A 21,054-nucleotide genomic window follows, 5' to 3' on the forward strand; every position below is an offset into this window, starting at 1 on the left:
GTTTTCTAATTAGGTTTTACTTTTATCAGCTATGCTTAAGCATTATAAAGATTCAATACTTTATTTATTAAATACTATTGAGGTTTTTGAATTTGACCGCCTGCCGGTTTGATACTTCCAATAGTTCTCCGGTCTTTAGTTTTACTTCTAACCTACCGCTGACTGCCCTGTTTACTTCCTGTATATATTTAATATTTACAATTTCGGTTCTGTTTATTCTGAAAAAAATACTTTCATCCAGTATCTCTTCCCATTGGCGGAGGGAACGTCTTTGCAGTGCTTTTTTACCTTCAAAATAGAGTCTGGTGTAATTTTCAAGTGATTCTATCCGGTAAATTTCATCTATCCGGACAAAGAATCGCTTCTCTCCATCCTTAATGAAAATTTTGCGGTCTTTTGCTACATTGTCTAAAGAATATTTTGGTGTAATGGTATTCCTTATTTTTTCAATTGCTTTTGCAAAACGTTCTTTCCGTATAGGTTTCATTAAATAATCCAGTGCATTTACTTCAAATGCCTGCACCGCATATTGGTTATAAGCTGTAATAAATAATACTGCCGGCACGTTATCCAAAGATTCCAGTAAATCGAAACCGGATTTCTCAGGCATCTGAATATCCAAAAAAATCAGATCAGGCATTGTCGTTTCAATCAAATCCTTTGCTTCATCGGCATTTTCGGCCTCACCTGTAAGAACAAAGTCTTCATACTCCTTTAATGCTATTTTGAGTTCTTCCCTCGATGAACGTTCATCGTCTACTATTATCACTTTTATTTTTTTCATTTCGACGGTATTAAAATAGTTGCCAAAACCGTTTCGTCTTCCATTTCCTTAATTTCAAAAGAAGCCTTTTCGCTATATTGCAACAACAGCCTTTCTTTCAGGTTATGTAGTCCGATACCTGAATCTGTACTTTCTTTATTTAGCTTCCCGGAGTTTTGAACACTGATTTTTATAAAATTGTTTTCCTTTTCCACTTTTACAGTAATAAATCCGCCGGCTTTTCTTTTTTCAATTCCGTGTTTTATTGCATTTTCAGCCAGGGACTGAATACTCAAAGGCAGGATTAAATGTTTCGATAAATCAATGCTTGTTTCGATTTCTATTTGCAAACGCTCTTCAAATCGTATTTTTTCTAATTCCAGATAGTCTCTGACAAGATTAATTTCGTCATTTAAGGGTACTACTGTTTTAATGTTCCCGTTTAAGGAATTCCTTAGTAAATCAGATAAAAGGTCTATCGCTCTTCTGGCTGAATGTGGATTTTCTAATATTAGGAATTTTATCGTATTCAAAGAATTAAAAAAGAAATGCGGATTCAGTTGTGCACTCAGGTTATTGAGTTGTGCTTCTTGTACTGCGACTGACAATCGTGCATTTTCTTTCACCGTTTGTATTTCAAGCCTGGAATAATGGTACAGATGGTACGCCAATATCCAAATAGACATGAGTCTGATACCCGTGATAAAAAGCTGCACTTGTGTTACTTTAAAAAACGTGATAAATGAAACCGGATTACTTTGTAGAACAAACAAGCGTATCAGATAAAGCTTGCTTACAATCAAAAACATGTATAATAAAGAAAGCACTAAAACACTAACTGCCATTTTTGGGACTAAAGTTTTCAGGTTTACTTTATTCCATCCTTTTTTTAAGGCAAAATTCCTGTAAATATGGGTCAGTGTAATACCAACAAATACGTCCATTATTACATCTGCAATGCCTATTTTCCAAATAAAATTACCGCTGAAAAAAGCCGAAATGCCCCAATACAGTGAAGTCGTAATCCATCCTGTGAGCTGAATTTTCCAATATGCCGATATTCCTGTACCTATTTTCAAAATAAAAGTTGTTAATGCTGTAGTAAAGATATTTCTCTAATACAGACTGGACAAATAAAAGTACAGGAAAGGAAAATAATAGGGGATGAATGAAATTTAGCACTCGCATAGCCAGGAGCTATTTGTTTTCTGTACGATACAAACAGGCGATTTCTTCCAGATAATCTTCCGGATGGAAACCCTGTGAGTTGGTTAAAATTATGACCGAAATATTGTCTTTTGGATAAATGTACATTTTCTTGTTTCGATTTTAATTGTTTTCGGCTTTTAAAATTCAGTTTTTAATTCAGTTTACTTCCCAGAAAAAGGACTATTAGCAGAATAATTTTAATCATGATTATTTATTTTTAATCGAATATAATCTTCAAATATTTATCCGGTTGTGTACGCAAATGAAAACACCGGTTTAGCATTCAAATACTAAATTTTCAAAGAATAGTTCATTCGTATGCTAAAGGGTTATTTTCGGAAGCTAAATCCTCTTATTTATCCTGACGAAGAAGACCCGTTCCTATATTTTATTATCTTGCCGCCACTTAAAACCGAATATGATTTTTCTGAAAAACTTTGATTTAAAAAGAGTCCTTATGCATTGTGTATATTGGATTTCTTTTTTGCTTTTATATATTTCCGGCAAGTCTGAAGAAGACACTTATTTTGTTTTCACATTTATTTATATGTGGAAAATTTTAGCCGAGGTTACGGCTGCCTACGGATTGATTTACTGGATTATTCCGCAGACACTTAATAAAAAGAAATATCTCCTTTTTATTGTAAGCGCAACGGGTTGGCTTTATCTGGTTTTTGCTCTTTTAATGACTTTTAAATATTACTATCTCCAACCCAGGTTCCCTGCTTTCTTTGACGGCTGGCTGGGTCAGAAAATGACTGTTCCCGAAAGACTGACTTCTTTTAAATTAATCTTCAGAGAGTTTTCTTTTATCACCTATCCTATTATCATCCTGGGGTTTATCAGTTTTAACCGCAAGCAGCAACGCCTTTTAAAACTGGAGGAAGAAAAAAAATCAATGGAATTGAAGTTCCTCAAAAACCAGCTCAACCCTCATTTTCTTTTCAATACTTTAAATAATCTTTACACGCTGACGTTGAAAAAAGATGATAAAGCCCCTGAAGTAATTGCAAAATTATCGGAGATTTTAGATTTTGTTCTCTACCGCTGCACTGAGGATTATGTCTCAATAGAAAAAGAAATTGCTTTAATTGAAAATTATATCGCCCTGGAAAAACTTCGTTATGACCAAAACAGATTAAACATTTCGTTTACAAAAGACATTTCAGAAAACAATACAATATCTCCGTTAATAATTTTGACTTTCATCGAAAATGCCTTTAAACATGGAGTCGTAAACGAAACCGAAAAAGCCAAAATTCAATTGAATCTGGAAAGTAAAAAGAACCAGATTGTATTTTGTATTGAAAACACAAAACCTCAAAATGAATCGGCTTTCCTTACAGACAAATCTCAAATTGGACTCGAAAACGTGAGAAAACAACTGGACTTATTGTATCCGAAAAAACATCAGCTGGAAATTGAAGAAACACAAACCAGTTTTAAAGTCAAACTTTATCTCAACACCTAATATGAAAAACCTTTTTTTAATTTCTATTTTAATTTTCAGCACTTTTGCTGCAAGGAGTCAATCTAAAGTCATAGATACACTGGTTGATGTTGGTCATCATAAAATTCATTTTAAGATTGTAAAAGGTACAGGGAAACCAATACTATTTGATTCCGGTGGCGGAAACAATGGCGCTGTCTGGAATTCTATTCTCGATCAGACTTCCAACATAACAAATGCCCCTCTGATCACCTACGATCGTGCCGGATTTGGGACAAGTACTATTGATACTTTACAAACCGATGATTCCAAACACGGAATTATGAGTAGTATTGAAGATCTGGAAATCGGATTAAAAAAACTGGGATATGATAAGGAAATCGTATTGGTATCACATTCTTATGGCGGTTACCTTTCGGCTCTTTATTCTTCCAGACATCCTAAATTGGTGAAAGGTATTGTACTTATTGATGTGAATCACAACTACTTTGAAGATGGTGTTATCGAAAAGGAATTAGCGAAACAGGAAAAGCTGATTCCGGAATGGAAGAAAAACAACAAAGGAACTTATTATATGTCAGCCACTATTCTTGAAACAGTCAGGATAATGAGCAAAATAGAAATTCCACAGCATATTCCGGTTGTTGATTTTGTAAACGGAATTCCTTTTTTGAAAGCACCTGAGGAAATTGAACGCTGGAAAGAATGCCATAAAAAATATGTAGAAAACCATCCTAACGTTACTGGCATTACAGCAAATGACTGCGGACATGGGATCTGGGTTGGCAATCCACCTTTGGTAATCACTACAATAGCAAAAATGTATGCCAATGCGTCTAAACAAAAAGCAGAGATTCAGGAACGTGCGCTGCAATATGCTGTAACAGCTTGTAATGAAGAAAAAGCGGAAGATCTGGCTTTTTATCATTCAGAAGATGATTTAAATACCTGGGGTTACGCCTTATTACGAAAAGAAGAAAACCAAAAAGCAGCAGCCGTTTTTAAATTAAATCTGACATTAAATCCAGCAAGTGCAAATGCTTACGACAGTTATGGCGAAGCTTTATTAAAAACAAACCAAAAAGAAGAAGCGATAAAAATGTACCGGAAATCTGTTGAATTAAATCCTGAAAATAAAAACGGAAAAGAAGTTTTAGAAAGATTGGCAAAAGACAATCCAATACAGTAAATTAGATTTTAGACATTAAAAAACCTTTATTTTTAAATGAAATACAAATGTATTATCGTTGACGACGAACCTTTAGCCAGAGAATTAATTGCCTCCCATTTGGTGAATTTTGAAAGTTTTGAATTAGTCGATTCTTTCGAAAATGCCTTAAAAGCCTATGCTTTTTTAGAAACAAATACAGTCGATTTGATTTTTTTGGATATCGAAATGCCCTTATTAAAAGGAAATGATTTCCTGAAAAAACTAAAAAATCCGCCTAAGGTAATTTTTACGACCGCCTACAGAGAATATGCAATTGAAGGATATGAACTCAACGTGATCGATTACCTTTTAAAGCCCATTACTTTTGATCGTTTTTTTGTTTCAGTAGAGAAATTCAAACAGTTACAGCTTCCAAAAAAGGAAATAAAACCAACCAACGAGAATCATATTTTTGTGACCAGCGGAAATAAAAACATTAAAATTATATTTGACGAAATTTTATACATCGAAAGCCTGAAAGATTATATTACCATTCACCTAGAAAACGGGAAATCACATCATATCAAACAAAATATTTCTGTTTTTGAGAAACTGTTAGATGCTAATTTTGTCAGAGTTCATCGTTCTTTTATTATTCAAACCAAAAAACTCACCGCGTATTCTAAAAATGAAGTTGAAATAAATACGATCGAAATTCCCATTGGAAATAGTTACAAAGAAAATTGGCTAAGTCATTTAGAGACAATTATTCTAAAATAAAGCAGACTGAATAAATAGCTGCCAGTAATAGTCGATTTTCAAACGACACTGAAAAAAAATAACCCGGAAAGAATATCTATTCTTTTCGGGTTTCTGCTTTTTAAGCATAGAATACTCCGAAGCATTACAACTACATCCAGTTTTTAAAATTGTCTTATTATAGTATTTTAATGTCCTTTCGGGTCTATCGAACACAATAAATAGTTATTTCTTTGAAAAAAAAATAAAAAAATGAGAAACTATTTATATTTTATGTATTTAGCAATACTATTCTCTTGTAGTACAGAAGACCGTTCTTCAAAATCAGAAATTCGAAATCATAAAGCTGATTTCATTTTAACTAAAAACATTGAAAGAATTGACTGGAGCAATATTCAAACCGGAGAGCTCCTGAAGTTTGATGTCAAAATCAAAGATTTTGACACTAGTCCCGATGTACAATATGTCCTTAAACCAATTACAACAGACGTAACAAAACATCAGCGCAATAAACTTGACTATAATTTTCAGGAAGAAATAAAAGTATCCGCTTCTGGTATCATTTCTTCTGCAAAAGACAGTATTCTTATTAGGAAAACTAAGGATAGTATCATCATCAAAAGACCTAATTCCTCCTTTTTTGTTTCCATTTTAAATCCCGGGAATTTCACACAACAATACGAATTACGTAAAATGTCAGCAAACAAGTATGTTGCAGGATCTACTCAGGAAATACTATTTTCTGCTGTAAAAATTGAAGTGTATACATGGAACGAACAAACGGACAATTCTACCCTGTTTTCAAATTCGAAGCACAGCCGTTATTACGAATTTATCATAGACGATGGAGATCAAACAAACGATACATATCTCACCAACAGTGACTCAAAAGAAAATACATATGTGGCATTATATAACGGGAATAAATACAATGGAAGTATTTCTATAAATAAGCCAATGACATTTAGTGAGAAAATAAACACGCAGAAAGGTGCCCAGGTTGTACCGAACTGGATATTATCCGAACTTAAAATAACACAAAAAAGAAATCATGAACCTGATAACATTATTAATTACAATAATTTAATCCTTATCCAGAAATAGTAACTTAAAAACCAAAATATGAAAAAGCAAATGAAACACGCAATAGTTTTAGCATTGGCGATTGGTTCAACTTTATTTACTGCTTGCAGCAATGAGAACAGTAAAGACAGCACAGAGAGCAATTTAAACTCTTTACAACCGGTAACTTTTGTAACTAAACCGGACAAAACGATCAGCTCAAAAAAAACAGGAGTGCAAGAATTAAACCCTACTACAGGAAACAATGAGTATGTATACCTTACTACTGTAGAAAAACAAACAAATCTATCGCCGCTTTCTATTATAAACGAAGCAAATTTAGACGTTATCTACCCGGGAAGTATCTTGCGCGGCTCAAGTTTTATAAATGCAACTTATGATCCTCTTGTCCTAAAAAATGCATTTAAACCTGTCACTTTATCTATGTCTTTAAGAGGGGATTTATCAATTAGTGCTAACTCATTGCCAACTCCCAGTGAAGTAAACACTGTTATTAACGGTCTTATAAGTAAAAATAAAAATTTAATTGATTATACCTCTATTCCCACTTATTATGAATATCAAAGTGATGAAATAACAACTGGGGACAGTTTTAAAAAAGCACTTGATGCGCATTTAAATGTAAATGTGTTGGGAGGTTTAGTGAAAGCTAATTTTGGCTATAGTCAAAATAGTGGCTCAACCAATACCAAATCTTATGTAATGGTAAAAGTCAGACAACGTTTGTACAGCATGACTATCGATCCAAAATATTACACCGATTGGATTGATGGAGATATCAGCGCTAACAATTTTGGAACACACGAACCTGTATATGTAAGTAATGTAGATTATGGAAGGGTTGCTTACATACTAATTGAGACAACTAAAAATGAGTCTTATAATAACACAATGGTAAAAGCATCTGTCGGGGTGGCCTTAAAAGTTGTAGATATTGGTCTGGATCTGAACTACTCTGAAGAGTTTAAAAAATTATTTGCACAAAATAAAATAAAAATAATGATTGTTGGAGGTCCATTAGCTTTAGGTGGAAAAGTAACCGATTATAGTAGCTTTGTAAAATTTTTACAGGCTCCTACTCCTTCAGATTTAGTTTCATCATCAGCCCCAATATCATATAAAATACGCAGATTAAAAGACAATACCGAAGTGGAAGTAAAAGATATGTATACTGAGCAATTCAAGGAACTAAAAGCTAATTAAATATTTTTAATAAACCAATCGTTAAAAGGACTGGATTTAACTATTACGCTGAGTCTTTTAATTTCAAAATCAAAAAAGATTTTTTATTGAAAGTCAATTCTTAATACATAATAGTAAAAGCCGAATTTGAAATCAAATTCGGCTTTTTAATTCATTAAATCTTTCAGATTTTATAGTCCAGAGAATACCTAAACAGTAAACTTCAAAGGCAAATGCACTACTTTTTTGGTTTCGAAAAATTCGTCTTCAAAGATGGTAGACAGATCGTATAAAGTAGCTTTTGGAAAATCTTTTAATTCTTCTGTCAAATCTCCACCTTTAAGATATAGAATTCCGTTTTTCAACGTGTGTTTGTGTTGTTTTTTGATTTTGTCTTTAATCCACGAAACAAAATCGGGCATATTGGTTACGGCACGGCTTACAATAAAATCAAAATCACCTTTTACCAATTCAGCACGCTTTTGTTCGGCCTTTACATTTTTCAATTCTAAGGCATCAACAACACCCTGAACTACTTTTATTTTTTTGGCAATTACATCAATCAGGTAAAAACGCGTTTCCGGAAAAAGAATCGCTAACGGAATACCGGGAAATCCTCCTCCGGTTCCAACATCCAAAACAGTTGCTCCCGGTTCAAATTTCATTATTTTTGCGATTCCAAGTGAATGCAAAATGTGTTTTGTATATAAGGCATCAATATCTTTACGGGATATAACATTGATTTTTTCATTCCAATCGTGGTATAAAAAGTCTAATTTTTGAAATTGTTCGATTTGAATATCGGTCAAATCAGGAAAATATTTCAGAATCTCGTCCATTGCTCTAATTTTTTAACAAAAGTAATACTTTACGATTGAAATATTTAACTCAATTTTGCAAATTGAAAATTTATAATAATTACCTTTGAGACCTATTTAAAACAATTATGAATAACACTGCGCCAACATTTGCCAAGCAAGACAATCTGAAGTTCTTCAGAACCCTTAACTCACGAGTAAACAATTACTTCAAAGAGAATAACATTCAGAAAACCGGAAACTGGAAGCTGCATTTAAAAGCCATTATTCTTTTTGCCATTTTTCTGACCCCGTATTTTTTGATACTAACACTTAACATGCCTTTCTGGGCACAATTATTATTAAATATTCTAATGGGAATCGGAATGGCCGGAATTGGAATGAATGTGATGCACGACGGAAATCACGGTTCATACTCTTCTAAATCATGGATTAACAAAATCATGGGAGGAAGTATTTATATTTTAGCCGGAAACGTACACAACTGGCAAGTACAACACAATGTACTACACCATACTTATACCAATATTCACGGTCATGATGAAGATCTGGATGCGGGAAGAATTATTCGTTTTACAAAAAATGCAGAATGGCATCGTTTTCATAAATTTCAACATTATTATTCTTTTTTCTTATACGGATTATTGACTTTCAATTGGGCGCTAACAACCGATTTCAAGCAAATGAAAAACTATCTGAGAAGAAAATTATCATACGGAACACCTCAGAGTCCTGCTAAGTTATGGACGGTTTTAGTAATCACTAAAATAATATACGTTTTGATCTGGATGGCTTTGCCAATGCTTTTAGGCGTAACATGGTGGAAAGTGGTTATTGGGTTTTTCGTAATGCATTACACTGCAGGATTAATTTTAAGTATCGTGTTTCAATTGGCACACGTAGTCGAAGAAACTTCAAATCCGATTCCGAATGAAGAAGGGGAAATGGAAAACACCTGGGCAATTCACCAATTGTACACCACTGCCAATTTTGCTCCTAAAAACAAAATTGTCAATTGGTTTACCGGTGGTTTAAATCATCAGATTGAGCACCATATTTTCCCACATATCAGTCACGTTCACTACACTAAAATTGCTGAAATTGTAAAACAGACTGCAAAAGAATGCAACCTGCCTTATTATGAATTTAAAACCATGAGAGGAGCTGTTCTTGCACATTACAAGCATTTGAAAGAACTTGGAATGAAACCTGAATTATCCGTATAAACCAAAAAATCTATTAATAATTAACCTTCCTTAGTTAGCGTAGATAATTAAGGACATTCAAAAATTTTATAATGAATCATATTCTTTCGGACAGAATCAACAACTTAGCGACTTCGCAAACCTTAGCAATGGCTGCTTTAGCACGCGAATTAAAAGCACAGGGAAAAGACATCATCAGTTTAAGTTTAGGCGAACCAGATTTTAATACTCCTGACTTTATTAAGGAAGCTGTTAAAAAAGCAGTCGATGAAAATTACAGTACCTATTCACCGGTAGAAGGTTATTTAGAATTAAGAGAAGCAATTTGCAGAAAATTCAAAAGAGATAATAATTTAGAATACAAACCAAGTCAAATCGTAGTTTCTACGGGAGCAAAACAATCCTTATACAACGTTGCGCAGGTAATGTTAAATGATGGTGACGAGGTAATTTTACCGGCACCTTACTGGGTTTCTTACTTCGAAATTGTAAAACTTTCCGGCGGAGTTCCTGTTGAAGTTCCAACGTCTGTAGATACTGATTTCAAAATTACTCCGGAACAACTGGAAGCAGCCATCACACCAAAAACAAAAATGATGTGGTTCAGTTCTCCTTGTAATCCATCCGGATCTGTTTACAGCAGAGAAGAGCTAACCGCTTTGGCAAAAGTTTTAGAAAAACACCCAAATATATATGTAGTGGCTGACGAAATCTACGAGCACATCAATTTTTCAGGAACTTTCTGCAGCATAGGTTCAATCCCGGGAATGTTAGAAAGAACAATCACTGTAAACGGAGTGGCAAAAGCATTCGCCATGACAGGATACAGACTTGGTTATATTGGAGCTCCGGAATTTATCGCTAAAGCATGTACAAAAATTCAGGGACAAGTAACTTCAGGAGCAAACTCGGTGGCACAACGCGCTACAATTACGGCTGTAGATGCTGATCCAAGTGTATTGAATCACATGGTTCAGGCTTTCCACACGCGCAGAGATTTAGTGGTTGGACTGTTAAAAGAAATTCCAGGTGTAAAAATCAACGTTCCGGAAGGAGCATTTTACGTTTTTCCTGACGTCTCTTCTTTCTTCGGAAAAACTTTGAGAGGTACTGAAATTAAAAATGCAAACGATGTTTCGATGTATCTTTTAGCTGAAGCCAACGTAGCAACCGTAACAGGAGATGCTTTCGGAAATCCGGATTGTATTCGTTTCTCTTACGCCACAAGCGACGATATCTTAAAAGAAGCATTAAAAAGAATCAAAGAAGCTTTGGCATAATTCAAACTTCTGTTTTATATACCAAAAGCCTTAGGAAATCCTAAGGCTTTTTTTATGGGGGGTTGCCTTCGGCCGGTCTATCCGCTATATCTTTTATTTCGTTGCTCTTCATAAAAGGATACCGCTTCTATCCCTAACCCAAATCGGTAAACACGGAAATTTTATTTTCAAAACAAACACTCACTTTCAAAATTCCCATTCTACAATATTATAAATAACATCCAAAATTCTGTAAGACATAACGCTTCATAAAACCCCAACTTTGTAATATACATTAATTAAAAATTATTGATCATGATACATACAGATGAAACCACAAAAGAAGCAGTTAGTACATTAGAAGGATTAATTTCAATTCTGGAAGACGGAAAACTAGGATATACCAATGCTGCAGAACATGTAGACAGTCCGGCAATTAAAACCGACTTTTTAGAATATGCCCGCGAACGCGCGTTGTTTATTGTAGAAATACAAGACGAAATCAACAAACTGGGAAAATCAACTGATACAGCAGGTGGAGGTCCGTTAGGAGCAATACACCGTGCCTGGATTGATATTAAATCCTCTTTCACAAGTGGTGATACAGAAGCGATCATCAATGCTTGTGTAACGGGTGAAGAAGCAGCAATTGATAAATATAAATCTGCTTTGGCGAAAAATGAACTTGAAGCTACTCAGATTGCTATTGTTTCAAAACAATTGAACAGTATAGAGAATACTTTGACAAAAATTAAAGCGAAAAGATTGTCTTAATAATTGACACTATTTTTTGAGAATGAAACTATCCGGTTTATTAAACTGGGTAGTTTTTTTGTTTTTGGCCAAAACTGAAAAATAAATCTTATTTTCGTCGCAACCAATTTCTAAAATAAAAACTAAATTTTATGGCATTAACTTTACGCAGTATTTTTATTTGCACCCTTCTTACAATTCTATTTCCTAACCAAACAAAAGCCCAGGCAACGGGTAATGCCATAAAAGCGTCAATAGGTTTTGGCTCAAGTAGCTCTTATTACATTGAAAATTACGGCAGTCAGGATGAAATAGATGTCATGGGAGGTGGTTTATATTTTCAGGGAGAATATATCATTGGAATAAAATCATGGCTTAGTTTACGTCCTTACGCAGGAGCCATATTTACATCCGTTGATAAAAATCAAAATTTACAAAATCAACCGCAATACAAAGTAACAACCAATGCCTTTTTACTTGGAGGAAAACTTCGTCTGTGTGCGCCAATTCCTTGGGTAGCGCCTTTTATTGAAGGAGGTATCGGTACGTCAATAGGTAAATTCGAAACCATTACACCCGCAGTTAATTTTAACAAAAGCGATATCTTATTGCATATTCCTTTTAATGTTGGATTAGCCATTGGTCGAAGAAATAATTTTGAAATTGCTGTTTCGGGCTACTTTCATCCGGCAGCTAAACAATCATCCGGGGTATTTGCTGTAGGATATACTTTTCCCTTAGATTAATTTACTGTAAAATCTCAACTATACGTTTGACTTAAAAAATGACAAACAAAAAAGTAATATTAAATTTAGCCTTACCATTAAGCATCATCACATTTATTCTTTTTACAAAATGGTGGATTGCTGATGTTGTAGATGGAACTGACGGTGTTATGTATGGATTCCCACTAATTTATAAATCTCCCGCATTTTACACTTCTATGGCAGAACAATATTTTATAATGGAACTCTTAATTGATTTTCTTTTTTATTTTGCCGTTTTATCGACAATATTATTTTTGATAAACATATATATATCTGAAATTAAAATAAAAAGAAACCTATTAAGGTTCATTTACGTAATTGCAGTACTATTATTGGGTGTTGAAATCTTATTTGCAACAGTTTTTGAAACCAGTTTTTCAATCAAACGAGATTTTGATATAAAAATAAAACAAACCGGATTTAAATTTTATTTTTCAAATGAAGAAAGAAACGAATTTAATAAGTTACATCAATAAATTAAAAAAGATTAACCATCATAATTCCATATTACTTAACTATTTCAAAAAAAGTCACTTCAGCATTAGTAATCCCGAATTATTTATAAGAACTTTGCACACTTTTTTCCGTGAATACCACAAAAGCTTAAAGTTTTAGAAATGAAGAAGAAGATCGAAATATTAGCTCCTGCTAAAGATTTAATCCAGGGAATGGCCGCCATAAATAGTGGTGCCGATGCTGTTTATATTGGTGCCCCACAATTTGGAGCCCGCTCAAATGCCACCAACTCGATTGAAGATGTTGCGGCTTTGGTCAAATATGCACACTTATTTAATGCTCAGGTTTTTGTAGTAATGAATACTATTTTGTACGACAATGAATTGGAAACCTGTCGTCAAATGATATACGAATTGTATGATATCGGTGTTGATGCCCTGATTATTCAGGATATGGCGATAATGGAAATGGAATTACCTCCTATTGTTCTTCACGCCAGTACACAAGCCAATAATCGCGATGCCGACAAAATCAAATTCCTGAAAGATGCCGGAATCAAACGGGTGGTTTTAGCACGCGAATTGAACTTACATCAAATAAAAGAAATCTACGACGAAGCAGATGTTGAACTGGAATTTTTCGTAACCGGAGCCTTATGTGTATCCTTCAGCGGAAACTGTTACATGAGTGTGGCTAACGGAGAAAGAAGCGCCAATCGTGGTTCTTGTGCTCAAAACTGCCGTTTACCTTATAACTTAATCGACGGAAACGGAGAAACTTTAATCAAAAACAGTCACTTACTTTCGATTAAAGATTTAGATGTTTCTGATCAGATTCCAAATTTGATTGAAGCCGGAATTGTTTCTTTTAAAATTGAAGGACGTCTGAAAGATATCGTTTATGTAAAAAATAATGTATCTTATCTGCGTCAGAAATTAGACAGTTATTTAGAAGGAAGCGATAAATATACCAAAGCTTCTTCCGGAAAATGTACTTTTACTTTTGACTCTACTTTAAACAGAACTTTTAACCGTGGTTATACCGATTATTTCGTAAACGATAGAAATAACAGTATTGGTTCTTGGGAAAGCCCAAAATCAAAAGGACAATATATTGGTAAATTAATCCGAACCGTGGGAAATGCTTACGAAATCGAAAATGGCGAATTATTAAACAACGGCGACGGACTTTGTTTTATCAACGAAAATAACGAAGCAGACGGAATTTATGTAAACAAAGCGGAGAACGGTAAAATTTATCCAAACGTTTTAAAAGAAGTAAAAGACGGAACCTTTATTTATCGCAATAACGACGCTGCTTTTATCAAAATTGTAGAAAGAGAAGACAGTGCGATCAGAAAAATTGGCACTACGCTGCTGCTTACAGAAAATGAAGAAGGTTTTGAACTAATCGCGACAGATGAAGACGAAAATGTTAGTATTGTAAAACTTGCACATGCCAAAGAAAAAACCAAAAACAACGAATCGATTGAAGAAAACATCAAGGTTCAATTGGCAAAAACCGGTTTTACACCTTACAGTGCCGATGAAATAAATGTAATGTTCTCTGAAAACTGGTTCCTTCCTATTTCTAAAATCAACGAAATGAGAAGAACCGTTTACGAACAATTATCAGAAATTCGTTTGGCCAATTACAAACGTGAAGAACATCAGTTAGTAAAAACCTCGCATCCTTATCCGGAAACGAAGTTAGATTTCATGTACAATGTTTCGAACAAAACAGCTCGTAAATTCTACGAACGTCACGGCGTTACCGAAATCGAAAAAGCATTTGAATTGCAATGGGACCCCGGAAAATCCCGTGTAATGACAACAAAATATTGTATCAAATACGAATTGAAAAAATGCCCGATACACCAAAAAGATATTATGGGCGTTAAAGTAAAAGAGCCATTGGTACTGAAACAGGGAGAATTGGAATACAAACTAAAATTCAACTGCAAACCCTGCGAAATGGAAATATGGGAAAAAGATGCTGAATTTGAAATAGAGGAAGATCATTTTCATTAAGAAATAGATTTAACTGCAAAGGCCGCTATCCCGATAGCTATCGGGATACGCAAGGTTCGCAAAGGTTTATTATAAAGCCTTTGCGAACCTTTTTATTTTTACTTCAAAACAAAGCTTTGCGTACTTTGCGGTTAAATTAAAATCTCCCGAATCTGCAAAATCTGCGTGAGAATAAAATCCATTTTTTTATCTTTACTCTCAAAACTAATTTTAAATGGAAACAAAAAACAGCATTACAAAATATGCAATTATTGCTGGATTTTTGACATGCGCTATTTTTCCACTATTAATATTTTCAAAAAGCTATCTTATTGATCTTTGTATTCAAATATCTGATTTTGGCACCTTTTAGAATCCTGTCTTTTGGGGAATTCTTTTTCCGTTATTCCTGGTTTTTCTTTTTTGGAATTCAGCAAAAAAAATAAGCCCTTCATTAAACCAAATCGGTTATTTTCAAGCTTGCTCTCAATTTTCTTTTGGAATAAGTTCAAAACTCATTATAGCTCTTTTTACTATTTATATAATTGGATTATTGGTTAATGGAATATCTGTTGTATTAAAATCAATGATTTACGATCAGATTCTATTTTCAATACTGATGATTTTATTCCTATCATTTATATTGATGATAATTACCTTTTTTAGCAGCTTAATAATTGTAAAAATGAGCCGAAACGCTCAAACCTTAAACGAAACAAAATGAAAATACTACTCCTCGGTTCAGGCGAATTAGGCAAAGAATTTGTCATTGCCGCACAACGAATCGGACAAACCATAATCGCTGTTGACAGTTACGAAAATGCTCCGGCCATGCAGGTCGCTCACGGATTTGAAGTCATCAACATGCTGGATGGCGAAGCACTTGACCGGATTGTAGCCAAACACCAACCCGATTTTATCGTTCCCGAAATAGAAGCCATTCGCACCGAACGTTTTTACGACTACGAAAAGCAAGGCATTACCGTAGTTCCTTCTGCCAAAGCCGCCAACTTTACCATGAATCGTAAAGCCATTCGTGATTTAGCATCAAAAGAACTCGGACTTAAAACAGCGAAATACCAATACGCAACTTCTGCTGAAGAGTTACAAAAAGCCGTTCAGGAAGTCGGAATTCCGTGCGTCGTAAAACCATTAATGTCTTCTTCCGGAAAAGGACAATCGACAATAAAAACCGAAAGCGATATCGAAAAAGCATGGCAATATGCCGTTGCAGGTTCCCGTGGCGATGTTATTGAAGTTATTGTAGAAGCTTTTGTAAATTTCAATTCAGAGATTACACTTCTAACCATTACCCAAAATAACAATCCAACGCTTTTTTGCGCTCCAATCGGGCACAGACAAGAGCGCGGCGATTATCAGGAAAGCTGGCAGCCCGCAAAAGTTTCAGACAAAGATTTATATGAAGCGCAGGATATGGCGGAAAAAATCACCGAAGCGCTTGGAGGCGCCGGCCTTTTTGGTGTTGAATTTTTCCTGACTGATGAAGGTGTTTATTTCTCTGAACTTTCACCACGTCCGCACGATACCGGAATGGTTACTTTAGCCGGAACCCAGAACTTCAATGAATTCGAATTGCATTTGCGTGCGATTTTAAGCTTACCGATTTTCGAAATCATACTCGAAAAAGCCGGAGCAAGTGCCGTAATTTTAGCATCCGAAGATTCTGCTAATCCAACCTTTACCGGAATCGAAAAAGTAGCGGCTTTACCTAAAACCGATTTCAGGATTTTTGGAAAACCAACTTCAAGACCCTATCGCCGAATGGGCGTTGTTTTAAGTCATGATTCATTGGCAACTCCAATTGAAGAAGTCACAGAACGTGCCAAAGCAACTTCAAAACTAATCACCGTAAATTCTTAAAAGATGAAAAAAGTATTATTTATGTTATTCCTGTTTATCGGAATTGCCACTCAGGCTCAGGATAAAAAAACAACCGAGAAACCTCAGATCGTTGAAACCGCTTGTGGCGAATGTCAATTTGGGATGAAAGGCAATGGCTGTAATTTAGCCGTTCGAATTGATGGAAAAGCTTATTTTGTGGACGGAACTACTATTGATGAACATGGTGATGCGCATGCAAAAGACGGTTTCTGTAATGCGATCCGCAAAGCCGAAGTTACCGGAAAAGTAGAAAACAATCGTTTCAAAGCCACATCATTCACTTTGGTAAAACAAAAATAATGGAGTTAATTCTTGAAAACATAGCCAAACATGTTTCGCTGACACCTGAAGAACAAGCACTATTTTTATCCAGAACAGAGACAAAAATCTATAAAGCCAAAACCATTTTACTAAATGCCGGTGAGGTATGCAAACATTCGTATTTTGTCAATTCCGGAATTTTAAGAAGCTTTAATATCAACGATAATATTGTCGAACATGTTCTGGCATTTTCATGTCCCGGATGGTGGATGAGTGATATGTACAGTTTCTTTTCACAAAAGCCCGGACAGCTTTTCATAGAAGTTTTAGAAGAGGCGGAAGTGGTTTCATTATCGAAAGAAAATCAGGAACAATTATACCTTGAAATTCCAAAATTAGAGCGTTTTTTCAGGATTCTAATCGAAAATTCATTAGTGGCCAATCAACAGCGCTTAATGGACAATTTGAGCTTGCCTGCAGAAGAGCGATTTGAGAAATTCTGTACCAAATACGGAACACTGGTTCACAAAGTTCCTCAAAAACAAATCGCTTCTTTTATTGGTGTTACGCCTGAATTTTTCAGCAAAATGAAAGCCAGGCTTTTGAAGAAATAATTTTTTTTTTTGCCACAGATTTCACAGATTAAACAGATTTTTTTTGTTCGCCACGAATTACACGAATTTTCACGAATTTTTTTTAATTGCTTTGCTTCGTGAAAATTCGTGTAATTCGTGGCAACATTTTTTTAATCCTTTTAATCTGTGAAATCTGTGGCAAAAAAAACACGGCTCAATTAAGAACCGTGTTTTTTATTGAATTAAAATTGCTCCACCTCTGTAGAATGTTTCATTGCTGTTGTGGTTGATTTTCCTATGGTTACCGTGTTTTGAACGGCATCAAAATAAGAAGTCCCTACAAAAGCCTGGTGTTTAACCGCTCGGAATCCGTTTTTCTGTAGCGCGAATTCTCTTTCCTGTAATTCAGAGTAACCCGCCATACCACGCTCTTTATACGCTTTTGACAATTCGAACATACTCGTATTTAAAGCATGGAATCCTGCCAGAGTGATGAACTGGAATTTATACCCCATCGCAGCCAGATCCTCTCTGAATGTTTCCATTTCAGCCACTGATAATTTTGCAGCCCAGTTAAAAGAAGGTGAACAATTGTAGGCCAGCATTTTATCCGGAAATTCTTTTTTCATGGCATCGGCAAACTTTTTAGCATAAACCAAATCAGGATTACTGGTTTCCATCCAGATCAAATCGGCATATGGTGCATAACTCAACCCTCTGGCAATTCCCTGATCGATACCGCTGTTTACATAAAAGAACCCTTCATTGGTTTTTTCGCCTGTAATAAATTTTGCATCTCTCGGGTCAGCGTCGCTGGTCAGTAAATTAGCAGCGTCAGCATCGGTTCTTGCTACAATTAAAGTTGAAACCCCCATTACATCTGCCGCCAAACGTGCTGCAATCAGTTTATTGATTGCTTCCTGAGTCGGCACCAAAACCTTCCCTCCTAAGTGTCCGCATTTCTTAGCAGAACTTAACTGATCTTCAAAATGAACCCCTGAAGCCCCGGCTTCAATCATGGATTTCATTAATTCGAAAGCATTTAGATTTCCGCCAAAACCAGCTTCGGCATCAGCCACAATCGGAACCAGATAATCTTTTTTATCTTCAACTTCATTTACCACCTGAATCTGATCAGCACGCAATAAAGCACTATTAATTTTTTTAACCACCATTGGCACACTATTTACCGGATAAAGGGATTGATCCGGATACATTTCTCCTGCCAGATTTGCGTCGGCCGCAACTTGCCAGCCACTTAAATAAATCGCTTCCAATCCGGCATCGACTTCCTGAATCGCCTGATTTCCTGTTAAAGCGCCCAAACCAGCAACATAATCCTGACTTTTTAACTTTCTCCATAATTTCTCCGCTCCCATTTTGGCAATAGAGTGCTCAATTTTATAAGAACCCTGAAGCGTAACTACTTCTGTAGCCGTGTAAGGACGTTCAACACCTTTCCATCTTGGGTTCGTGATCCAATCGTTAATCAATTCCTGAATTCTGTCTTCTGTTGTTTTCATAAATAATATAGTTAAGTTGGTTAGTAAAGCATTCAATTAAAAATTTTGAATTAAAATTAAAAATCTGTGCTATCTGCTAAATCTGCGTGCTACTAATTTTTTCCCGCAGATCTAGCAGATCGGGCGGATCTTATTTAGAATTTTGAGTATGTAATATGTTTAACAATAAATTCGGCGTTTTTTACATTAAAAATCTGCGTTATCTTCTAAATCTGCGTGAAAAAATATTTTTAATTTTTAATTCCAAATTTTTAATTATCTAAAGGTATTTGTAACACGGAATAGTTAAAAAGTCAACAAAATCGGTATTTACAACCAATCTTTCCAGTACTTTTTCAGCCAGAGGAAATTGTCTTTTCTCGTAATTCTCTTCTCCTAATTCCGTTTTAATTTTATCGAATTCATCTAATGCCAATTCGTGATAATAGGCCACATTCAGCTGTTTGTCATTGTCTAAAACCACTTTATTCTGAAGCCATTGCCACAATTGCGATCTCGAAATTTCGGCAGTTGCTGCATCTTCCATCAAATTATGCAATGCCGCTGCGCCTTGTCCGTTCAGCCACGAAGCCAGATACAAAACCCCTACATTGATATTTTTACGAACGCCGTTTTCCGTTATGATTCCGATTGGTGGTTCAATCAAATCTGCTTCCGTAATTTTGCGATGTTCTCTTTTAATGTGAATTTGATTTGGAGTTGGCATTCCTTTATCAAAAATCTCTTTGGCTATTGTAACCAAATCCGGATGTGCCACCCAGGTTCCGTCATGACCGTTTCGAACTTCGCGTTCTTTATCGGTTTTTACTTTGGCGAAAGCAACAGCATTGGCTTCTTCGTTATTCTTAATCGGAATTTGAGCGGCCATTCCTCCTATAGCATGAATTCCTCGTTTATGACATCGCTGAATTACCAGATTCGAATATGCATTCATAAAAGGCGAAGTCATGTTTACCTGATCCCGATCCGGCACAATGAATTTCGGGTTCCTGCGGAATTTTTTGATGTAGGAGAAAATATAATCCCAACGCCCGCAATTCAAACCAACAATATGCTCTTTCAATTCGTAAATAATCTCATCTAGCTGAAAACTTGCGGTTATGGTTTCAATTAAAACCGTCACTTTTATGGTGCCTCTTTCTAATTTCAAATAATCTTCGGTAAAATCAAGTACTGTATTCCACCAGCGCGCTTCCAGATAATGTTCTAATTTTGGAATGTAGAAATATGGTCCCGAATTATTCTCTAATAATTGTTTATGATTATGAAAAACATACAATCCAAAATCTACCAAAGAACCTGAAACTTCCTTTCCTTCTATTAAAAGATGCTTTTCTGTTAAATGCAATCCTCGTGGACGAACAATCAATGTCGCGATTCTTTCATTTAGCTGATAACTTTTATTTTTAGCGGCATCTGTATAAGAAATTGTCTTTTTTACAGCATCAATTAAATTCAGCTGTCCCTCCATTAAATTTTGCCAGGTCGGAGAAGTACTGTCTTCAAAATCAGCCATAAACGTTTTCGCACCAGAATTCAGAGCATTTATGATCATTTTACGATCAACCGGTCCGGTAATCTCTACTCTTCGATCCAACAAATCCTTCGGAATTTCTCCAGCCACCCAATTACTTTCTCTGACGGTTTTGGTTTCTGAAGGAAAAGATGGCATGAAACCCTTATCAAACAAAACTTGTTTTTGATTGCGTTGCCCCAGCAACAATTTTCGCTGCGATTCGAATTTTCGATGTAAGGCGGTTATAAAAACAATCGCTTCTTCTGTCCAGATCTCCGGATAAGAAAGGCTCTTTTCGGCTAAAAATTCCATTGCCGTGTCGGTAATCTCTAATTGGTTTTTCATAGCTGCAAATTTTATTTTTCATTAATCAGATACATTCGTATTTGCTATTTCTGCGTTATTAAAAAACAC

At 35.2% G+C, this 21,054-nt stretch carries 19 protein-coding genes; 14 read left to right on the forward strand and 5 right to left on the reverse strand.

Features of this window, described 5'->3' with window-relative positions; genetic code table 11:
- Positions 1-67: 67 nt before the first annotated feature.
- Both HAV12_RS20120 and HAV12_RS20125 read right to left on the reverse strand, forming a co-directional pair.
- Positions 68-784 carry a LytTR family DNA-binding domain-containing protein gene (locus HAV12_RS20120; RefSeq protein WP_171571188.1) on the reverse strand — a complete coding sequence of 239 codons (717 nt, stop codon included), beginning with the start codon at positions 782-784 and terminating at the stop codon, positions 68-70.
- Positions 781-1,842 (reverse strand): sensor histidine kinase, encoded by a 1,062-nt coding sequence (locus tag HAV12_RS20125; protein WP_171571189.1) that lies wholly within the window; start codon positions 1,840-1,842, stop codon positions 781-783. Before HAV12_RS20125 ends, HAV12_RS20120 begins: the two co-directional genes overlap by 4 nt.
- 587 nt (positions 1,843-2,429) lie before the next feature.
- Between HAV12_RS20125 and HAV12_RS20130 the strand changes: the two genes are divergently transcribed.
- The 5 genes from HAV12_RS20130 to HAV12_RS20150 all read left to right on the forward strand — a co-directional run bounded on the left by HAV12_RS20130 (position 2,430) and on the right by HAV12_RS20150 (position 7,617).
- Entirely contained in the window at positions 2,430-3,443 is a 1,014-nt protein-coding gene (locus tag HAV12_RS20130) for a sensor histidine kinase (protein ID WP_171571190.1), read from the forward strand.
- Position 3,444: 1 nt separating this feature from the next.
- On the forward strand, positions 3,445-4,611 hold the full coding sequence (locus HAV12_RS20135; protein WP_171571191.1) for an alpha/beta fold hydrolase: 1,167 nt from the start codon (positions 3,445-3,447) through the stop codon (positions 4,609-4,611).
- Positions 4,612-4,647: 36 nt separating this feature from the next.
- Positions 4,648-5,352 carry a LytTR family DNA-binding domain-containing protein gene (locus tag HAV12_RS20140; RefSeq protein WP_171571192.1) on the forward strand — a complete coding sequence of 235 codons (705 nt, stop codon included), beginning with the start codon at positions 4,648-4,650 and terminating at the stop codon, positions 5,350-5,352.
- A 231-nt stretch (positions 5,353-5,583) separates the two neighbouring features.
- Positions 5,584-6,435 carry a hypothetical protein gene (locus HAV12_RS20145; RefSeq protein WP_132037751.1) on the forward strand — a complete coding sequence of 284 codons (852 nt, stop codon included), beginning with the start codon at positions 5,584-5,586 and terminating at the stop codon, positions 6,433-6,435.
- Between the two features lie 30 nt (positions 6,436-6,465).
- Positions 6,466-7,617, forward strand: coding sequence for a thiol-activated cytolysin family protein (locus HAV12_RS20150; protein WP_205423339.1), 1,152 nt, complete (start codon positions 6,466-6,468; stop codon positions 7,615-7,617).
- Between the two features lie 188 nt (positions 7,618-7,805).
- Here the strand turns inward: HAV12_RS20150 and rsmG are convergent, their stop codons facing one another.
- Positions 7,806-8,435: a 16S rRNA (guanine(527)-N(7))-methyltransferase RsmG gene (gene rsmG / locus HAV12_RS20155; protein ID WP_089354210.1), complete on the reverse strand. Its 630-nt coding sequence runs from the start codon at positions 8,433-8,435 to the stop codon at positions 7,806-7,808.
- A gap of 107 nt (positions 8,436-8,542) precedes the next feature.
- Between rsmG and HAV12_RS20160 the strand changes: the two genes are divergently transcribed.
- The 9 genes from HAV12_RS20160 to HAV12_RS20200 all read left to right on the forward strand — a co-directional run bounded on the left by HAV12_RS20160 (position 8,543) and on the right by HAV12_RS20200 (position 17,640).
- On the forward strand, positions 8,543-9,640 hold the full coding sequence (locus tag HAV12_RS20160; RefSeq protein WP_171571194.1) for an acyl-CoA desaturase: 1,098 nt from the start codon (positions 8,543-8,545) through the stop codon (positions 9,638-9,640).
- Between the two features lie 71 nt (positions 9,641-9,711).
- Positions 9,712-10,899 carry a pyridoxal phosphate-dependent aminotransferase gene (locus HAV12_RS20165; RefSeq protein ID WP_171571195.1) on the forward strand — a complete coding sequence of 396 codons (1,188 nt, stop codon included), beginning with the start codon at positions 9,712-9,714 and terminating at the stop codon, positions 10,897-10,899.
- 294 nt (positions 10,900-11,193) lie between these two features.
- Positions 11,194-11,652 carry a PA2169 family four-helix-bundle protein gene (locus HAV12_RS20170; protein WP_171571196.1) on the forward strand — a complete coding sequence of 153 codons (459 nt, stop codon included), beginning with the start codon at positions 11,194-11,196 and terminating at the stop codon, positions 11,650-11,652.
- 131 nt (positions 11,653-11,783) lie between these two features.
- Positions 11,784-12,377: a hypothetical protein gene (locus HAV12_RS20175; protein WP_132037756.1), complete on the forward strand. Its 594-nt coding sequence runs from the start codon at positions 11,784-11,786 to the stop codon at positions 12,375-12,377.
- 38 nt (positions 12,378-12,415) lie between these two features.
- Positions 12,416-12,874, forward strand: coding sequence for a hypothetical protein (locus HAV12_RS20180; protein ID WP_171571197.1), 459 nt, complete (start codon positions 12,416-12,418; stop codon positions 12,872-12,874).
- 141 nt (positions 12,875-13,015) lie between these two features.
- The gene (locus tag HAV12_RS20185) at positions 13,016-14,884 is read left to right on the forward strand and encodes a U32 family peptidase (protein ID WP_171571198.1); all 1,869 of its coding nucleotides are present in this window, start codon (positions 13,016-13,018) and stop codon (positions 14,882-14,884) included.
- 699 nt (positions 14,885-15,583) lie between these two features.
- On the forward strand, positions 15,584-16,744 hold the full coding sequence (gene purT, locus HAV12_RS20190) for a formate-dependent phosphoribosylglycinamide formyltransferase (protein ID WP_171571199.1): 1,161 nt from the start codon (positions 15,584-15,586) through the stop codon (positions 16,742-16,744).
- A 3-nt stretch (positions 16,745-16,747) separates the two neighbouring features.
- On the forward strand, positions 16,748-17,065 hold the full coding sequence (locus HAV12_RS20195; protein ID WP_132037760.1) for a DUF6370 family protein: 318 nt from the start codon (positions 16,748-16,750) through the stop codon (positions 17,063-17,065).
- The gene (locus HAV12_RS20200) at positions 17,065-17,640 is read left to right on the forward strand and encodes a Crp/Fnr family transcriptional regulator (protein WP_132037761.1); all 576 of its coding nucleotides are present in this window, start codon (positions 17,065-17,067) and stop codon (positions 17,638-17,640) included. The genes HAV12_RS20195 and HAV12_RS20200 overlap by 1 nt, the downstream gene beginning before the upstream one ends.
- 203 nt (positions 17,641-17,843) lie before the next feature.
- Here the strand turns inward: HAV12_RS20200 and aceA are convergent, their stop codons facing one another.
- Both aceA and aceB read right to left on the reverse strand, forming a co-directional pair.
- Positions 17,844-19,124 (reverse strand): isocitrate lyase, encoded by a 1,281-nt coding sequence (gene aceA / locus HAV12_RS20205; protein WP_132037762.1) that lies wholly within the window; start codon positions 19,122-19,124, stop codon positions 17,844-17,846.
- Positions 19,125-19,383: 259 nt separating this feature from the next.
- Complete coding sequence (aceB, locus tag HAV12_RS20210; protein WP_171571200.1) at positions 19,384-20,985, reverse strand: malate synthase A; 1,602 nt, start codon at positions 20,983-20,985, stop codon at positions 19,384-19,386.
- Between the last annotated feature and the right edge of the window lie 69 nt (positions 20,986-21,054).

Source organism: Flavobacterium sp. CLA17 (genome assembly GCF_013112255.2).
GTDB lineage: Bacteria > Bacteroidota > Bacteroidia > Flavobacteriales > Flavobacteriaceae > Flavobacterium > Flavobacterium circumlabens.